The following is a 16026-nucleotide window of genomic DNA, read 5'->3' as shown; positions in this document are numbered from 1 at the left end:
GAGGACATGAAAGTTATGCAGTATGAATTTTTAAAACATTTTCCCAAAAGAATGAAAAATGTGGGGCTATATGCGGTTCTGATTCAAAACAGTGTACAGAAGACTACCTGGAAGCAGTACGGATTTTCAACCTCGGATGAGCAGCTCAATCTCATATTTGCAGTGATGCTGTATATTATGGAGCAGTCTCTGAAGGAAGAGAATTGTACAATGGACGATATTGGCGCCTACATAGATACGATTAATGTGCAGTACTGGCATAAAGATATGAATTATGAGGACTGCAGGCAGCTGGGGGACTTTATTGTCAATGTCATTCTTTCCAATGACGGAAGGGTCATGCATTTTGACGGATTTAATTTTGAACAGGATGCATATCAAATCATGCATATCAGTTACGTGGCGAACAAGATTGTTTATGTAGAACAAGAAGTAAAACGCACGTCTTATTATCTGACCGATGACGGGTACAATCTTCTCCTCGGAACATTGGAGATTGAGAATAATATGAAACTGACCATCCACGAGATGATCTTTCAAATGCACCTTGAAAAGCAGAGCTATGATAAAGCAGTGGATGAGATTAAAAATGTTTTTAATCTGCTGCGGATTCAGCTGCAGAAGATTCAGGAGGCCATGGGAAAGATACGGCGCAATGCTCTGGATTACTCAGTGCGAGATTATGAGGAAGTTCTGACAGAGAATTTGGAAACTATCGGAGACACACAGCAGAAGTTTCAGAATTATCGGGAAATGGTAAGAAGCCGGGCGAGGGAGCTGGAGGAAGAAAACATCAATGTAAAACGGCTCAGTGAGAAAGATGAAGAGAAGCTGAATCACCTTCGTATAATTGAAAGTTACCTGAATCGTGCCATAGATGAACACCAGAAAATACTAAACAATCATTTTGATTTGAAGGCTTTATACACAAAGGAACTGGAAAATCTGACACAGATGTCTCTCATCAGACGATTTCCTCTGCGCACAAAATTGTATGATAAAATATTGGAACATCCTAAAGCTTTGGAACATCTGGATTACTTCTTGCGTCCACTATTTAATCAGGATGCAGAGAAGGTGTATAATTTAAATAAAGCATTTCAGTACCAAAAGCCGATGAGAAAAAGCGAAGAGGAAGATACACAGGAAGAACTGGATTTTGATGCAGAGGCATGGCAGGCTCAGCAGGATCAGAAACTTAAAGAGAAGTTAAAACGCTACGAGAACAGCCTTGGGTATTTATTGAAAAGTGCATGTGTAAACGGAGAAATTTCACTGGAGGAAATCGGCCGGCAGGTGGAAGGTATTCCTGGTGATAAAGATAGGCTGATACCGAATGTAGAAGTGTTTAAAGAAGTTATGGTTGAGTTGATTAAGAATCGGGAGATTGATATTGAGGCATTAAAGAAAGAGAGAAGTGAATATATACAAGATACTCCAGGCGAATTTCAGCTCAACGAAATGCTGCTGAAGTTGATAGAGGATGATCCGAGAAAGGAGATCACTTTGTCCGACGGAAATGCTGTACGCAGGATTGAAACATATCGTATGCCTGACGGTGGCACAGTTACTTTTAAGAATGTTTTAAATGAAAATGGAGATAGGAAGACTATTCGCTGTTCTAATGTGCTGATCAGGGTACTGTAGGATAGGGAAAGGAAAAAGAATATGGCATATGAAATAGAAGAAATCAGGACGAGCCAGGAAATATTTTATTATCTTCTGGAGCACCATGAGCTGCGGGAGGAAGAGGAACACCATCTCTACAAGGCTTATACGGAGCAGGAGGCCATTCAAAATCTGGTGAAGTCTCAGGGGGAGGCTGCCCAGAGCGACATTGAGCGGTATGGAAATGTAGTTTATCTCATTCCCCATGAAGAAAACAATACACTGGGTTTCTCTAAGGCTCAGCTCAAAGCAGCACTTTGCAAATCGAATGCGACGGACAAAGATTATTACCTGTCTCAGTTTGCCATACTCACGCTTCTTGTGGAGTTCTTTGATGGGCAGGGGGGCAGCAGCAAGGCCCGGGAGTATATTCGCGTGGGAGAACTTCAAAACTGCATTTCCAGCCGGCTGAAGGAAGGCGCAGAGAATTTAGGTGAGGAGGGAGAGGAGCGGGAAGAAATCGCCTTTTCCAACATGCTTGAAGCCTATGAGGCACTGCGCTCCGACGAAAGAGGATCCCGTGCCCGTACAACAAAAGAGGGGTTTCTTCATCATATTTTAATTTTTTTACAGAAGCAGGGCCTGATTGAATATGTGGAACAGGATGAAATGATTAAGACAACAAAGAAATTGGACAATTTCATGGACTGGAACCTCCTGAATCAAAACAATTATCAGAGGATCATGCAGGTATTGGGGGTAAAGGATAATGAGTAAAATAAACGGTGTTAGGCTGATTAATATCAATTACAATAACAATGCAATCCGTATCAGTGATGAGACATTTCATTTAAACGGAGAGAGCACTCTGCTTTCCCTGCGAAATGGTGGGGGGAAGTCTGTGCTGGTTCAGATGATAACGGCACCCTTCGTCCACAAAAGGTACCGTGACGCGAAAGACCGCCCTTTTGAGAGTTATTTCACAACAAATAAACCATCCTTCATTCTGGTGGAGTGGGTTCTGGATCAGGGAGCGGGCTATGTGCTTACCGGAATGATGGTACGGCGGAGCCAGGATGCGGAAGACACAAGGGGAGACAATCTGGAAATGGTGAATATTATCAGTGAATATCAAGAGCCCTGTCTTCAGGATATACATCATCTGCCGGTTGTAGAAAAGGGAAAGAAAGAAATCATACTGAAAAATTTTGCGGCCTGCCGGCAGATGTTTGAGTCTTATAAAAAAGACCGCTCTATGAACTTTTTTTATTATGATATGAACAATGGGGCTCAATCCAGGCAGTATTTTGAGAAGCTGAAAGAATACCAGATTAACGACAAAGAGTGGGAGACCATCATCAAGAAAGTGAATCTGAAGGAGTCCGGTCTTTCAGATTTATTTGCCGACTGTAAAGATGAGCGGGGACTGGTAGAGAAATGGTTTCTGGATGCGGTGGAAAGCAAGCTGAATAAAGATAAGAACCGGATGAAAGAATTTCAGAAGATTGTAGAGAAATACGTCGGTCAGTATAAAGACAATCAGAGCAAAATCAAACGCCGGGATACGATTCGGGCATTTAAAGAAGAGGCACTTCGTATTCAGGAAAAGGCTGAACTCTACCGCGAAGCTGACCGAAAAAGGTTGGGACAGGAGAACAGGATTGCCTATTTTATCCGGGAGCTGAACGGGCTTCGAAGCGATACAGAAGCCGCATACCAAGATGTCCGGGAACAGCTGCAAGAAGTGAGCCGCAAAGTCTCTCGGGTGGAATACGAGAAACTTTCCAGTGAGGTTCATCATCTGGAGGAAGAACAGAGCTTTCATGTCAGTAATCGGGATATGATTGAGATGGAGCAGGAAGAGCTTGAACGGGAGGCAGCAGGGATAGAAAGATATCTCCATTTGCTGTTGTGTGCAAAGCAACAGGAACTGACGAAAGAGGAAGAGAGTGAACTTCTGCTGGTGCGTCAAAAGCTGGAAGTTTCTCGGAAGAAAGATGAAGATCTGGAGCCGGAGAGAAACCAATTAGGGTACAGGCTGAAGAGTTATTATGGGATTGCCCTGGAGAAAAATAAAGAGCTAAGACAGGAAAAGAAGACACATCACCGACAGATTTTGGATCACATCAGTACAGAGAAAGAAAAGATTTTCAAACTGGAAGAGGACATTCGGCAGAAAATGGCAGCTGAAGGGGCCCTGCAAAGTAAAGTGGAGTCCTACGGCAGCCAGGAGGAACATTATAATACACTTTACAAAGAAGACCTTGTACGCAATATTTTAGGCACCTACGAGCCGGGGACTCTGGAGATACGCCGTGAAGCATATGAAAAGGCGCTGGAGGAAGAGAACAGAGAAAAGCTGCGGAAGAAAAGGCAATTCGAGAGTTCTCAAAATCAGCAGAGAGGGCTGGAGCGAACTCTTGCAGATCTGGGGAGAGAGCAGATAGAAAAAAAGCTTGAGAAAGAGCAGGAGGAGAAACTGCAATCTAAATATAACCGGGAGCTAGAAAAGCGCAGGGTGATTATGACTTACCTGGAGTTGGACGAGAAGTCACTCTATGATACGGAAAAAATCATCCGCACTTCTGAAAGAAAGCTGACAGAAATAGCATCTTTGCGGAGAAATCTGGAGAAAGAGGAGGACGTGCTGCAAAAGGAGTATCAGAGCCTTACTCAAGGAAAGGTTCTGGACCTTCCGAAAGAATTTGAAACAGAGCTTCAAAACATGGGAATCCACGTGATTTATGGTATGGAGTGGCTGCAGAAAAACGGATACACAGAAAAAGAGAATCAGGAACTGGTCCGCAGTCATCCGTTTCTCCCTTATGCTCTAATTTTATCAGAGCAGGAGATGAAAAAACTGACTCAAAGCCCGGGTGCTGTTTATACTTCATTTCCCATTCCTATTATTGTAAGGGAAAATCTGGAACAGAAGCAGAATAAGGATGCTGCAGGTATTCTTCATTTTCCCGATGTCAGTTTCTATGTACTGTTCAATGAAAATCTGTTGAATGAAGAAAAGCTGCGTTCCCTGGTGCTGGAAAAGGAACAGCAGATCCAGAGGAAGAAAGAGGCAATTGCAATCCGTCAATCAGAATATGAGGAATATTTTGAACGCCGGGAGACTATTAAAAATCAGCAAGTCAGTCTGGATAAGTTTATAGCAAATGAAGAGGCGATAAAAGAACTGGGCATGCAGCTGGTCAAGCTGGATGAAGATGTCAGAAAGGTGTCTTCTGATCTGGCGGAACTGAAGGCAGAACTGGAGCATCTGGAGAAGGCCATTCAAAAGGCGGAGCAGGATATTTTTCATCAAAACCGGAGAATGGAAGACTACAGGCAGCTGTGTGAAGCATATAAAAGCTATGAACGGAATCGGGAATCCCTGGAGAAATGCCGCAGGGATATTAAGCGGCAGCAGGAGAATCAGAAATTAGCACAAGTTCAGCTGGAGCGGCAGCAGGAGAGACAAAGAGAGCTGGAAGCAGAGCAGGATCAGCTGGAGAGAGAAGGCAGTGCTCTTGGTGAGCGCTGCCAGAAGTATCAGAGATACGAAGAGACAGAGATACAAGAAGACCTGACCCAGCAGGATGTGGCGGCTGCGGAGGCACGCTATGGGGCTATTACGTCCAGCATGTCCCAGGAACTACAAGATCTGGAGGATCAGGAGCAAAGGGCCGTTAGAAGATTTGAAGAGGCACAGGATGAACTGGAGCATCTGAGAGAAAAATATCATCTTAAGCCGGGGGACTGGGAAGATATCCACTATGAACGGAAAGAGGAAACCCACAGGGAAGTTCTGCTGGAAGATAGAAAAAAGAAGCTGGAAGTGAAGAAAACACTTTGGAATGAAGAGGACAAGCAGATTGCTGTTCTTTCTCAGCAGAGGGACGACAGGCTGAAACAAATAAAGAGTGAATGCGGAGAGGAGGAGCCCCTGTCCAGAGCAGAGATACAGGATCAGGATTTTGATGCCAGAAAAAATCAGCTTCGTTATCAGAAAACAGAGATTCAAAAACAGGAGGACTGTCTGAAATCCCATCTGCAGAGCTATGATGAGAATCTGACGGCACTGGCAGAATATAATGAACTGCCTCCCGGGGAGGAAGTTGTGTGGGAGCAGAATTTTGCCGAGATGGACAGCCGTAACCTGCGCAATTTCAAGGGAATTTTAATCCGAGATTATAATCAGGATATACGAGAGAGACAGGAGACAAAAGAAAGATTGATTCAGGTTTTAAACCGAATTGTGCGTATGGAGCGGTTTCAGGAAGAGTTTTATAAAAAGCCATTGGAGTCCATGCTGGAGCTCACAGGGGATGCTTGTCAGGTTCTGCGTCAGCTTTCTACCACCCTACAGTCCTATGATAGCCTGATGGAGAAACTGGAAGTGGACATTTCCCTAGTGGAAAAGGAACAGAAAAAGATTGTGGAGCTGATGGAGGAATATATCAGAGAGGTTCATCAGAATCTGGGAAAAATAGATCACAACTCTACAATTACAATTCGTGAACGCCCTGTAAAGATGCTGAAAATTCAGCTCCCCGAGTGGGAGGAAAATGAAAATCTGTATCAGATGCGTCTGCAGGACTTTATAGAGGAGGTTACGAAAAAGGGAATTGAGCTTTTTGAGAAAAACGAAAATGCCCAGGAATATTTTGGAACCCATATTACAACCAGAAATCTCTACGATGCGGTAATCGGAGTGGGAACTATACAGATTCGGCTTTATAAAATCGAGGAACAGAGAGAATTTCCAATTACATGGGCAGAAGTGGCGCGGAATTCAGGGGGCGAGGGATTTTTATCTGCATTTGTCATCTTGTCCAGTCTGTTGTACTATATGAGAAAGGACGACACCGATATTTTCGCAGACAGAAATGAGGGAAAAGTTCTGCTCATGGACAATCCCTTTGCCCAGACAAATGCGTCCCATCTGCTGAAACCGCTGATGGATATGGCAGATAAGACCAATACTCAGCTTATCTGCCTGACGGGTCTCGGTGGAGAGTCTATCTACAATCGGTTTGACAATATTTATATACTGAATCTGATGGCTGCATCCTTAAGAAACGGCATGCAGTACCTGAGAGCAGATCACCTTAGAGGAGATGACCCGGAGACTATGGTGGTTTCTCAGATAGAGGTGATGGAACAGCAGGAGCTGGTATTTTAGTCGCCAAATAGAAATGCAGGCATTTCCATTTGGCGCTTTGCTCGCGGGAATAAAATATTTACTTCAGAAAAGGATGTGATATGAGATGTTTAAGAAGCTCATTTTGTTTATATTAAAGCCGTTGTCTTTTCTTCCTGCGGTTATCATGATGTATGTGATTTTCAGCTTTTCTGCTCAATCTGGCATGGACTCCGGGAACTTGAGCTATACTGTAAGCCACAAGCTTTTGGAGGTCGGCAATGAGGTGTTAGATAAGAACCTGGAGGACTGGGAGATCGATGAAGTTGCACAAAGAATAGAATATCCGGTGAGGAAGGCGGCACATATGACGGAATATTTTATTCTGGCAATGACAGTAGGGCTTCCTTTTTACGTGTATGGACTCCGAGGCTTTGGACTGGTGCTGGTTGCGGGTCTGATATGTGTGGGATTTGCCTGTGGGGATGAATACCACCAGTCCTTTGTGGAGGGGCGCGGTCCTTCGGTCAAAGATGTAGGTATTGACAGCATTGGTGTTTTCCTAGGGATTATGGTTGTACGTATTCTTTGCTGGACAGCGCTTGCCCCTGCAAGGATAATGGAACGTGATAAACGGCGTTTAGAAAGGAAGATACAGCGTGGGAAGCAGAGAGCACGCCATAGAAGAACGGGGAGCACACACGGAAGATGGGAAGAATATTAATAATAGGAGAATAGGGGAATTGCATCATAACAGATTTATAGTTATTGTTTTTTAAATGTCTGCATTACATTTTTAATGACTTCCTGCATGATTTCATCATTTGAGTCAGAGGAAGCTTTATAATCAGCATATCGTGCTGTTTCGTACAGAAAATCGGACAACCGGTTAATATATTTTAAGGCCCCGGAATCGGCTCCGTAGTTTTGGGCGACTTTATTAAATCTCCGCTCGGCCCGTCTTGCCACAGCTCTTGCTACATCCAACCGGGCAGACTGCTCACATCCTCCGTATAGAACAAAGAGCTCGGGGCGTGGAAAAGAATTTTCCATTCTGTCGATTTCTTTCTCTAGTACCTGAATTTGCTCGTCGGAGACACGATATTCCGGGTTACGGGGATCGGCGATTCCACCCATAATCAACATCAATTCCCTCTGTATTTTGGAAAGATGGTCCCGAAGCTCCGATTCTGCAATCACCTTTGCAAGCCCTATGTGGCTGTTTAGTTCATCTATGGTTCCTAATAGTTCCACTCTGGTATCGCATTTGGAAACCCGGATTCCGTTCATGAGAGAGGTTTTGCCTTTATCTCCGCCTTTGGTATAAATTTTCATTGTGAAGCTCTCCTCCTTTATGTAAAACAGTTACTCTTTAAATGCCAGCTTTTTAATAGCTCTTGCGCTGTTTGCTCCCAGTTTCCTGCATTGCTCTTTAGTGGGATTCTGATAGCTCTGAATATTGTACCCTTTATCAAGGCCACGCATCTGCAAGGCAATATGATTTCCCCTTATACCGATTCCAGAACCAAGCATGGAGTCATTGGCTGCATGCCAGGCAAGTTCATCTAAAGCTGACTTTTCCATTTCTTTCAATTCAAAAAATAAGCCTTCTTCTTCGATACCGGCACAGGTTTCCTTTAGGGCAGCGGAATCGGGTTCATTTGTATATATAAAAATAGAAGGTTTTTTAATAATCATTGTATCTCTCCTGCATATGATAGCACAAGTCCGGTTGCTACAGCATTTCGGGGACCTTCCTGTCCGCGTATATTGCCTCTGCCGCATACAATACGATAATTGGAGAATTCCTCCATAAGCATTTCGGGAATCTCGAAGTCCTCAGCTGAACCCCCCACAAGTACCACGTTTGATATGTTTTTCAAATCGTGGCCGGGCGCAACTTTTTGAAGAGCACGAAATGCATTTGTTACAAATACCTTGCGCTTTGCATCCTGACGCACCTGCACGATTTTCTCCATGGGGATATCTTCTTCAATGCGGATAAAACCGTCTTCTGTTAGAAGAACCACACGTCCGTAAAACCGCGGATCAATAGACTCATCTACAAAGGTCATCTGTCCATTTTCCATGCGCATGTGAAAAAGACTTTCCACTTTTGCAAGGGGATACTTCTTAATCTGTTCCGCCATGTGCCGGTCCGACAAGCCTAATTCCGTTTCAATCAGCATGGAGACTAGTTCTCCGGCTCCTGCCTGGTGTGTCATGATGACCTTTCCTTCTTCGGATATTACAGCTGCATCAGTGGATCCTCCGCCCATGTCCAAAATGGCAAGGGGAAGTTTTGTGCCTGGAGTGGTGAGTGCACCGAGAGCGGCCATAACGGCCTCAACTCCGGCCACTTTTACTTCTGTGCGGAGTCCTGATCTTAAACTTTCGGCTATTTTCTGCATGGGGAGCTGCCGCGTTTTTACCATAGCTGCAATACCCACCGCTTTTTCCAGACAGGTTTCCCCTGCCAGGGCACCGGAAATTAAAACAGGTGCCATTGTATCGACGGCCAGAATATCCGTGATGTGGATATCTGCGTCCGGAGTGTTATCGACTTCGCTCATGCCCTTTTTAATCCGGCGGAACATATTGCCTACGTTCGTCTCCGGCTGCCCGCTGATGTCCCGGATATTTCCGGCAGAAGAAAGAATCTTCATGATTTTTTCTGCACCTTCATCCAGGTTAATGGAAGTGCTGTACTCTGCATCCAGATATATTTCTCCGGCAGGGAGTACATTTTCACGGACATTGCCACCGGGGGTTTTCAGGACAACCGCACTGCGCTTTCCAATCAGACTCTTGGCAATGGGAGTGACTGCGCGTGTCTCTTCCGCATTCAGGTGAAGAAGGGTTGCAATTCCATAGGGATTGGACAGCATGCGTATGGTCTGCCCGGGCAGAGCAACTTCGATTGCCGCAGGTACTTTGTCGGGGAGTTTGTCAATTCGTGCCACTTCGTCTATAATCGGTATTTTTTTATGCAGCCGGTTTTCCACGAGAACGGCCTCGTCAGCCTGGAGAATCACGCCCACGATATCCAGAGAGTCTGCGGACTGATTTAGAAGAGCAGCAACTTTCTCGAAGGAAAAGGAGGACGGTGCCGCCACAATATAGGCAGTCCCGGAAACGCCCCGGGAGAGTTTGTCAATAAGCAGAATCTCCCCAACAGCCTGGCCTGCGCCGGCAGGAGTGGACGGATTGTGGCCAATCATGGATGAATCTGTAATAACTGTCTCTGTCAAGGTTTCCATGGCGGTATCACCAATGACTGGAGCTGCCTCGTTGAGGCGGATCAGTGATATTTCCTCTACATCCAGGTTTATTTTACTCATGGCCTGCTTTAAGGCGGTTTTGATGCCATGAGTATTGGAAAGCGTACCTTTTGTTCCTGTTGTAGGGCAGGAAGAGCTGGTCAGGAAATGAATGCTGCCGCTGGGATCAGCTTCCCCGACGCATACTTCAGTTGTAGAATTACCTATGTCAACTCCGGCAATATAAGTCAAAGCAGAATACCTCTCTTCTCATACACTTCTGCGGCTTCCATAACAAGCCGTGCACAGTTTTTTGCATTATACTTTTCCAAAAGTTCCTGGGCCATCTTGACCAGCTCCAGTTTGGTAGAGCGGTTGGGGCGGAGCTTGTCGTACATTTTCAAAATCACATCGTCGGGCACGTCCACCAATTCCGCAGCACGTGCAAAATTCTTTTCCATAGGGTCGTTTCCGGCTTCTTTTGCCACCTGCCCCTGGGCTTTGAGCATCTCTTTTGATATTTTAATATCGTCGGGAGCAATATGATTCTTCATGACTTCATCTAGAGTGATGTTGGATAATTTTTTACCAGTTCTGGATGTGATTTTTTCTTCTTCGTGTTCGCCTAATGGATACTGCATTTATTTTCCCTCCCATTCGATAATGCCTGTCTCGGGATCCAGCTGTTCTGTCTCTGCGATATGCATCAATGCGGCCTTTACCTGATACTTCGGGCGGGTCATGGGGTCGTTGGCAGAAGGAATAGGCACGACCTGCTCGCCCTTCACATATTTTGCTGCATTCTGGCCAATCTTTCGGTAGGTTTCCAGTGTCATCAAAGGTGCCTGGGGAAATAGTTCCAGGTTAGAGAGGGGGTACAAATCTCTCTGGTGGATAACGGTAGTTCCTTTGGATTGAATCCCTATACCGATACCAGAACCTGACAGCTTTGCAGATTCCAGAGCCATGAAGCAAACATCGGAGGTATCCAGAACTTTAACAACTCTCGGGATCATGCCTTCCTCTTCAATACCGGCTTTTACGTTTTTCAGTACATCAGCCAGCGGTATGCCGCAGATTGTTTTCTGAATTTCTTTCTGAAATGCTGCGCCGACTCCGATTACAACCTCTTTGGGGTCCGTCCCCTTTTTTGCCTTTGGATAGGAAGCGTAGGAGGTTTTTACCGCATTAATTCTTTCACGACCTGCCATAGACGGAACCTCAGGGGAAGCCGGAGCATCTATTGTCTTTGCCTCGCCGACTTTCGGTGTCATCTGGGCGAGGACCGCATTTGTTATTTGTTTTACTAAGTCTTCATTTATCTGCATGTCTTCTCCTCCTATATATCCTGTGGGTTTATAATGTGAGGAATCTTCTTAATTTCTTCCCAGCGTTTTCCTTCCACACGATAGCCGGTTCCGGGGCCCATGTAGTCGTTGGGGGTATTCACCCCGGACATTACGTGGAAATCTTTATCCAGAATGGCGGATGTCTGCATATAATCTCCGACAACACGCTGCTTGAGCATACTCAACACTCTTTCTGCGATATCCTGGAAGCCTGATTCGGCAAGCGCCCTTACTACGTCGATTCCGGTAATTCCCCGTTTCAATACATCTTCTGCGGCCATCAAATCTGCTGTGACATCCCGGGGAAGGGTATCCTTGCTTCCGTGAGCATAAGTAACAGCCTCTACCTGTTCATCGGAAATTGGTGATAATCCAAGATATTTGAATACTGCCTGCACAGCTTTTGCGGCTTTTTCCCTGACATGAAGGACTTCTTCTTCCGTAACCGGGCGAAGGCCCCCGTCCACCTGCATGTCCCTCTGTAATACGTTGTAATCATCAAAGTCTTCGGCGTCAAAGTTGGACCCTGCAAACATATTGTCGTAGTTAGGCTCTCCCGCGTAGCCGGAGAAAATAAAATCTGTTCCAGGTAGAAACTGAAGCATAGTTCTTGCGGTCCGTCGCATGTCGGAGTTGGAAAAACTCTGATCATTGGAAGAAGCACATTCCAGTCCCAAAAGTGCAGCCACCAGGTTTTCGCTCATCACTTCACGGATACCTCCCGGCACTGCACCGGGCACTCCGATACAGCTGACGGAGCCATTTTGAATTCCCTGGCTGCCGGCGCCTTTTGTGGCATAGAGACAACGGCACTCCAGATAAAGCATGGACTTCTTTTCACTGTTTCCCATTAAAACCTCGGAACCGGAGCCAGAGGTGAAGCGGACTTTCAGCCCTCTTGAAGCATAGGCTGAGTTCAAAAATGCCTTAGAGTAAGGGGTGTCATCCCCATCTATAAATACCTTTTCGGTGCCATATACAGAAAGTGTCTCAGCGTATGTAGTGAGTCCTCTGATACCAAGTTCCAGTTCAGTTGCCTCTTCGGCAGAACATTGTGTGAGCACACCCGGGCGTCCTACCTGAGAGCCGATTAAAAGACCTATGGCGCTTAAGGGAGCATATCTGGCAACACCCATAGTGGTCTCTTCCTCTGCAAACCCGCGGAGTGCACCTTCTGCGGCATCTGCGGCTATCTGCACCGGATCGTCCTTCAGGTTGGTAATGTGTGCCTGATTACCCGGAGTTCTGCGGGCCCGGATTTTCTGCATTCCCATCATCAGCTCTACAACATTTAAATGGTTCATGACTTCTGTCATCTTGGCAGGGGTGATACCACTGACAAGTTCCAAAATCTCTTTTCTGGATACATGAATGTCCACAATCATACGCGCAATGTCCAGGGAAGAAACAGCCATAGACTTTTCTGCTCGTTCGATGTTAATTGCATAGTCGGCAATAAACTGGTCGATAAAGTCAAAATCTTCTCTCTTCTTTCCATCCAGTTCTGTAATCCTGCCGTTTTCTATTTTAATAGAGGGTTCAGGGTCATATGGACTTGTCATTGCCACAAAACCCATCTCAGGCCATTCATTGATAAAACCATCCAGATTGACAGGACGACTGTCCAATGCCTCAATACGTTTTGATCTTTTCATCTCTCTCTTCTCCTAACGGATAATAACCCACGATTTACGATGACTTCATTATACAACAACCACAGGAAAATAGCAATGCATTATTGCATAAAACATACAGAAAGCCACATATAAAGCGAAAGAAAACCACAACAAACAACAACCAAAATTACAAAAAGGTTACAAGAGATAAGATGAGTATCATATGAGAATACACATATTTCCCTAATTTAAAGTGTTTAAGTAAAGTATAACATGCTATAATATGATACCAGGGTCAAAAGGTCATGCGTTTCATGGTTGCATGAAAAAGCATGACTTTGGGACCCGCAAAACATGAGAAAGTAGCCCGAACAGGGCGGATTTCGAATGTTTTGCGGATTGCGGGAGCACAAAGTGCGTAGCAATCCGTAGGTATCCAGGGTCAAAAGGTCATGCGTTTCATGGTTGCATGAAAAAGCATGACTTTGGGACCCGCAAAAAGAAAGAAGTCTGGAAGGATTTTGAAAAATAATGAAAAGAATTATACTGGCCTCCGGTTCTCCCCGCCGGAAAGAGCTGCTGGAATTAATAGGACTGAAATTTGAGATTGCAGTAAGCCATAAAGAGGAATATTATAAAAGCGTCCTGCCGGAAGAAATCGTAAAAGAGCTCTCTTTAATGAAAGCAGAGAATGTTGCGTCAGAGCAGGACGCAAGAAATATGATAGTAATCGGTGCAGATACAATTGTGGTACAGGACAATAAGATTTTAGGAAAACCCAAGGATGAAAACGAGGCATATTACATGCTGAAAAGCTTACAGGGAAGGGCTCACCAGGTATTTACCGGAGTGGCAATTCTAGACTATGACAGCAGCGGCAGCAGCCGGATCACCAGCCACGCAGAAGAAACAAAAGTGTATGTACATGAGATGGAAGATGAAGAAATCCAAAGATACATTCGCAGTAAAGAACCCATGGATAAGGCAGGGGCGTATGGAATCCAGGGAAAGTTTGCAGCCTATATAGATAAGATAGAAGGGAACTATTATAATGTAGTGGGACTTCCGGTCTCTTATGTATATCAAAAGGTGAAAAAAGGGGTCAGACCCTTTTGAGCACCGTTTTCAGAATATTCTCATTTTAACGAGAGGGGCTAAAAGGTGAAAAATAGCAGAAAGAAAAACAGACATCGTTTCCGAACTATATGGAAGGCACTTCAGATGGAACAGAGGGAGCATAGAAGCTCATTTCTGGTGTATTTTATTTTGCGACTGCTTGTAATTGCTGTTATGGTTTTACAGATTTTTAATAGAAACTATGAGAATGTGTTTTTGTGTATATTGACCTTGCTGCTTCTGATTATCCCTAGCTTTGTGCAGGTAACTATGAAAGTAGAACTGCCTACCACTTTGGAAATTATTATTCTTATTTTTATATTTGCTGCGGAAATTCTCGGAGAAATCAGTGAATTTTATCTTGTATATCCATTCTGGGACATGATTCTGCACACTATCAATGGGTTCCTGGCGGCAGCCATAGGGTTTTCGATGGTGGACTTATTAAATCGGAGCGAAAAACTGGTATTTCAACTTTCACCGTTGTTTACGGCGATTGTAGCATTCTGTTTTTCAATGACGATTGGGGTAATATGGGAATTCTTTGAATTTGGCATGGACCACATCCTGGGTTATGATATGCAGAAAGATACGGTGATTCATACGATTAAATCTGTTATGCTGAATTCGGAGGGGCGGAATGTGCCGGCAGAAATCGGCGACATCACCAGTGTGGTGATACATGGAAAGGATTTGGGACTGGGCGGTTATCTGGATATTGGTCTCATAGATACAATGAAAGATCTTATGGTGAACTTCATCGGAGCAGCTATATTTTCTGTAATAGGGTACATTTATGTGAAGAATAGAGGAAAGGGCAGTCTGGTGAAAAGGTTTATTCCTAGTAAAAAGAAGGAAAACCGGGATTTCTTAAAAATGATTCAGACAGAAACAAAGAATCATGAGGAACAGGAAAAATGAGAAATGAGCGACCAGATAGAAAATAGAATGGAGGCTCCGAAAACTGTTGCTAAAATATAAATGAAAATAGCCAGGTCATTTCCACAGTATTGCACAAGGGAAGCGAAACCAATCTGCTGCATTTTGTAATAAGGATTAATATAAAACATATTGATTGTGCCCAAGGTGCCAAAAAGACGATTTATAAAAGAAGCGATAAGGCAGCAAAGAAAATAAAGCAAGGTGCCGTCTATAAAAAGACGGGGACTGAGAATATGATCCCGGTTTTCCCTGATACAGACAGCACCGGCTAGTGTGCCAACTATAATTAGAACAATATGCCACAGATAGGAATGCAATGTAAGACTAAGCACAGGATACTTTAGCCCACTGGTATCAGAAAAGACGGCGAGCCCGCCTAAAAGCCCATAACACATAAGAAAAGTAAGAAAAGCATTACGGGCGCGAAAGTTCCTGATCCAGGGGAGAATCAGGAGAATATACATTGGCACACTGCATAATTGAAAAGGGAAAAACCACCACTGATAGCGGCCTCCGTTCAAGACAAAGGTAAGATACCATTGTTTCCACACCTCGCTGCCGGTCATCAGAAGACCGCACCCAAAAAAAATTATATTAAGCTTGTAAAGACTATTCGCTCTAAATTTACTCATAACAAATCCTCTTTAAATATTAAGCTAATACGAGGGTCAAAAGGTTATGTGTTTCATGCTTTCATGAAAAAGCATAACTTTGGAACCCTTGATATATAATAGTATATTCCAAATATGCGGAATTTTGTATGTATTATAGAAATTTGGGCATTATTATGGGTAAAATAACGAAAAAAACGGTGCTTTAAGGGCGGCATATGGAGTCAATTAACGCTTTTGGGGTGCGCCCTCTATCCAAGAGAAAAGCTTAAGTTTAAAACTTAATGAAAATCTATAAAATTTGTATTAAATCGCATGAAAGTTTGATAAAAAGTTTCTACCATTAAATATGCGAAACTTGTCATCTTTTATCGTTGACAAGCTAAAAGT

12 protein-coding genes are annotated in these 16026 nt (G+C 44.2%); 6 read left to right on the top strand and 6 right to left on the bottom strand.

The features are described 5' to 3' along the window. Positions 1-15: 15 nt before the first annotated feature. The 4 genes from BN3456_RS07290 (at position 16) to BN3456_RS07275 (ending at position 7466) form a co-directional block, all read left to right on the top strand. Positions 16-1647, top strand: a complete 1632-nt coding sequence (locus BN3456_RS07290; protein WP_089983495.1) for a hypothetical protein — start codon at positions 16-18, stop codon at positions 1645-1647. Positions 1648-1668: 21 nt separating this feature from the next. Continuing rightward, the gene (locus BN3456_RS07285; protein WP_089983478.1) at positions 1669-2385 is read left to right on the top strand and encodes a DUF6063 family protein; all 717 of its coding nucleotides are present in this window, start codon (positions 1669-1671) and stop codon (positions 2383-2385) included. Further along, on the top strand, positions 2378-6784 hold the full coding sequence (locus BN3456_RS07280; RefSeq protein ID WP_089983477.1) for a hypothetical protein: 4407 nt from the start codon (positions 2378-2380) through the stop codon (positions 6782-6784). Before BN3456_RS07285 ends, BN3456_RS07280 begins: the two co-directional genes overlap by 8 nt. An 85-nt stretch (positions 6785-6869) precedes the next feature. After that, positions 6870-7466 carry a VanZ family protein gene (locus tag BN3456_RS07275; RefSeq protein WP_089983476.1) on the top strand — a complete coding sequence of 199 codons (597 nt, stop codon included), beginning with the start codon at positions 6870-6872 and terminating at the stop codon, positions 7464-7466. Positions 7467-7507: 41 nt separating this feature from the next. Here the strand turns inward: BN3456_RS07275 and BN3456_RS07270 are convergent, their stop codons facing one another. The 6 genes from BN3456_RS07270 to BN3456_RS07245 are packed head-to-tail and all read right to left on the bottom strand — an operon-like array spanning position 7508 to position 13006. Beyond that, entirely contained in the window at positions 7508-8077 is a 570-nt protein-coding gene (locus BN3456_RS07270; protein ID WP_089983475.1) for a cob(I)yrinic acid a,c-diamide adenosyltransferase, read from the bottom strand. A 30-nt stretch (positions 8078-8107) separates the two neighbouring features. Then, a complete protein-coding gene (locus BN3456_RS07265) occupies positions 8108-8440 on the bottom strand; it encodes a glycerol dehydratase reactivase beta/small subunit family protein (protein WP_089983474.1) in 333 nt (110 codons plus the stop codon). Further along, on the bottom strand, positions 8437-10254 hold the full coding sequence (locus BN3456_RS07260; RefSeq protein ID WP_089983473.1) for a diol dehydratase reactivase subunit alpha: 1818 nt from the start codon (positions 10252-10254) through the stop codon (positions 8437-8439). Before BN3456_RS07260 ends, BN3456_RS07265 begins: the two co-directional genes overlap by 4 nt. After that, a complete protein-coding gene (locus tag BN3456_RS07255) occupies positions 10251-10643 on the bottom strand; it encodes a diol dehydratase small subunit (RefSeq protein WP_089983472.1) in 393 nt (130 codons plus the stop codon). The genes BN3456_RS07260 and BN3456_RS07255 overlap by 4 nt, the downstream gene beginning before the upstream one ends. Beyond that, on the bottom strand, positions 10644-11330 hold the full coding sequence (locus BN3456_RS07250; protein WP_089983471.1) for a propanediol/glycerol family dehydratase medium subunit: 687 nt from the start codon (positions 11328-11330) through the stop codon (positions 10644-10646). A gap of 11 nt (positions 11331-11341) precedes the next feature. Then, entirely contained in the window at positions 11342-13006 is a 1665-nt protein-coding gene (locus tag BN3456_RS07245; protein ID WP_089983470.1) for a propanediol/glycerol family dehydratase large subunit, read from the bottom strand. Between the two features lie 492 nt (positions 13007-13498). On the opposite strand from BN3456_RS07245, the gene BN3456_RS07240 reads away from it, so the two are divergent. Both BN3456_RS07240 and BN3456_RS07235 read left to right on the top strand, forming a co-directional pair. Beyond that, positions 13499-14083, top strand: coding sequence for a Maf family protein (locus BN3456_RS07240; RefSeq protein WP_089983469.1), 585 nt, complete (start codon positions 13499-13501; stop codon positions 14081-14083). 45 nt (positions 14084-14128) lie between these two features. Beyond that, positions 14129-15004, top strand: a complete 876-nt coding sequence (locus BN3456_RS07235; protein WP_089983468.1) for a hypothetical protein — start codon at positions 14129-14131, stop codon at positions 15002-15004. The last annotated feature ends 1022 nt before the right edge of the window (positions 15005-16026 follow it).

Source organism: Clostridium sp. C105KSO13, assembly GCF_001517425.1.
Classification (GTDB): domain Bacteria; phylum Bacillota; class Clostridia; order Lachnospirales; family Lachnospiraceae; genus Muricomes.
This window is presented reverse-complemented; position numbering and strand designations above follow the sequence as displayed.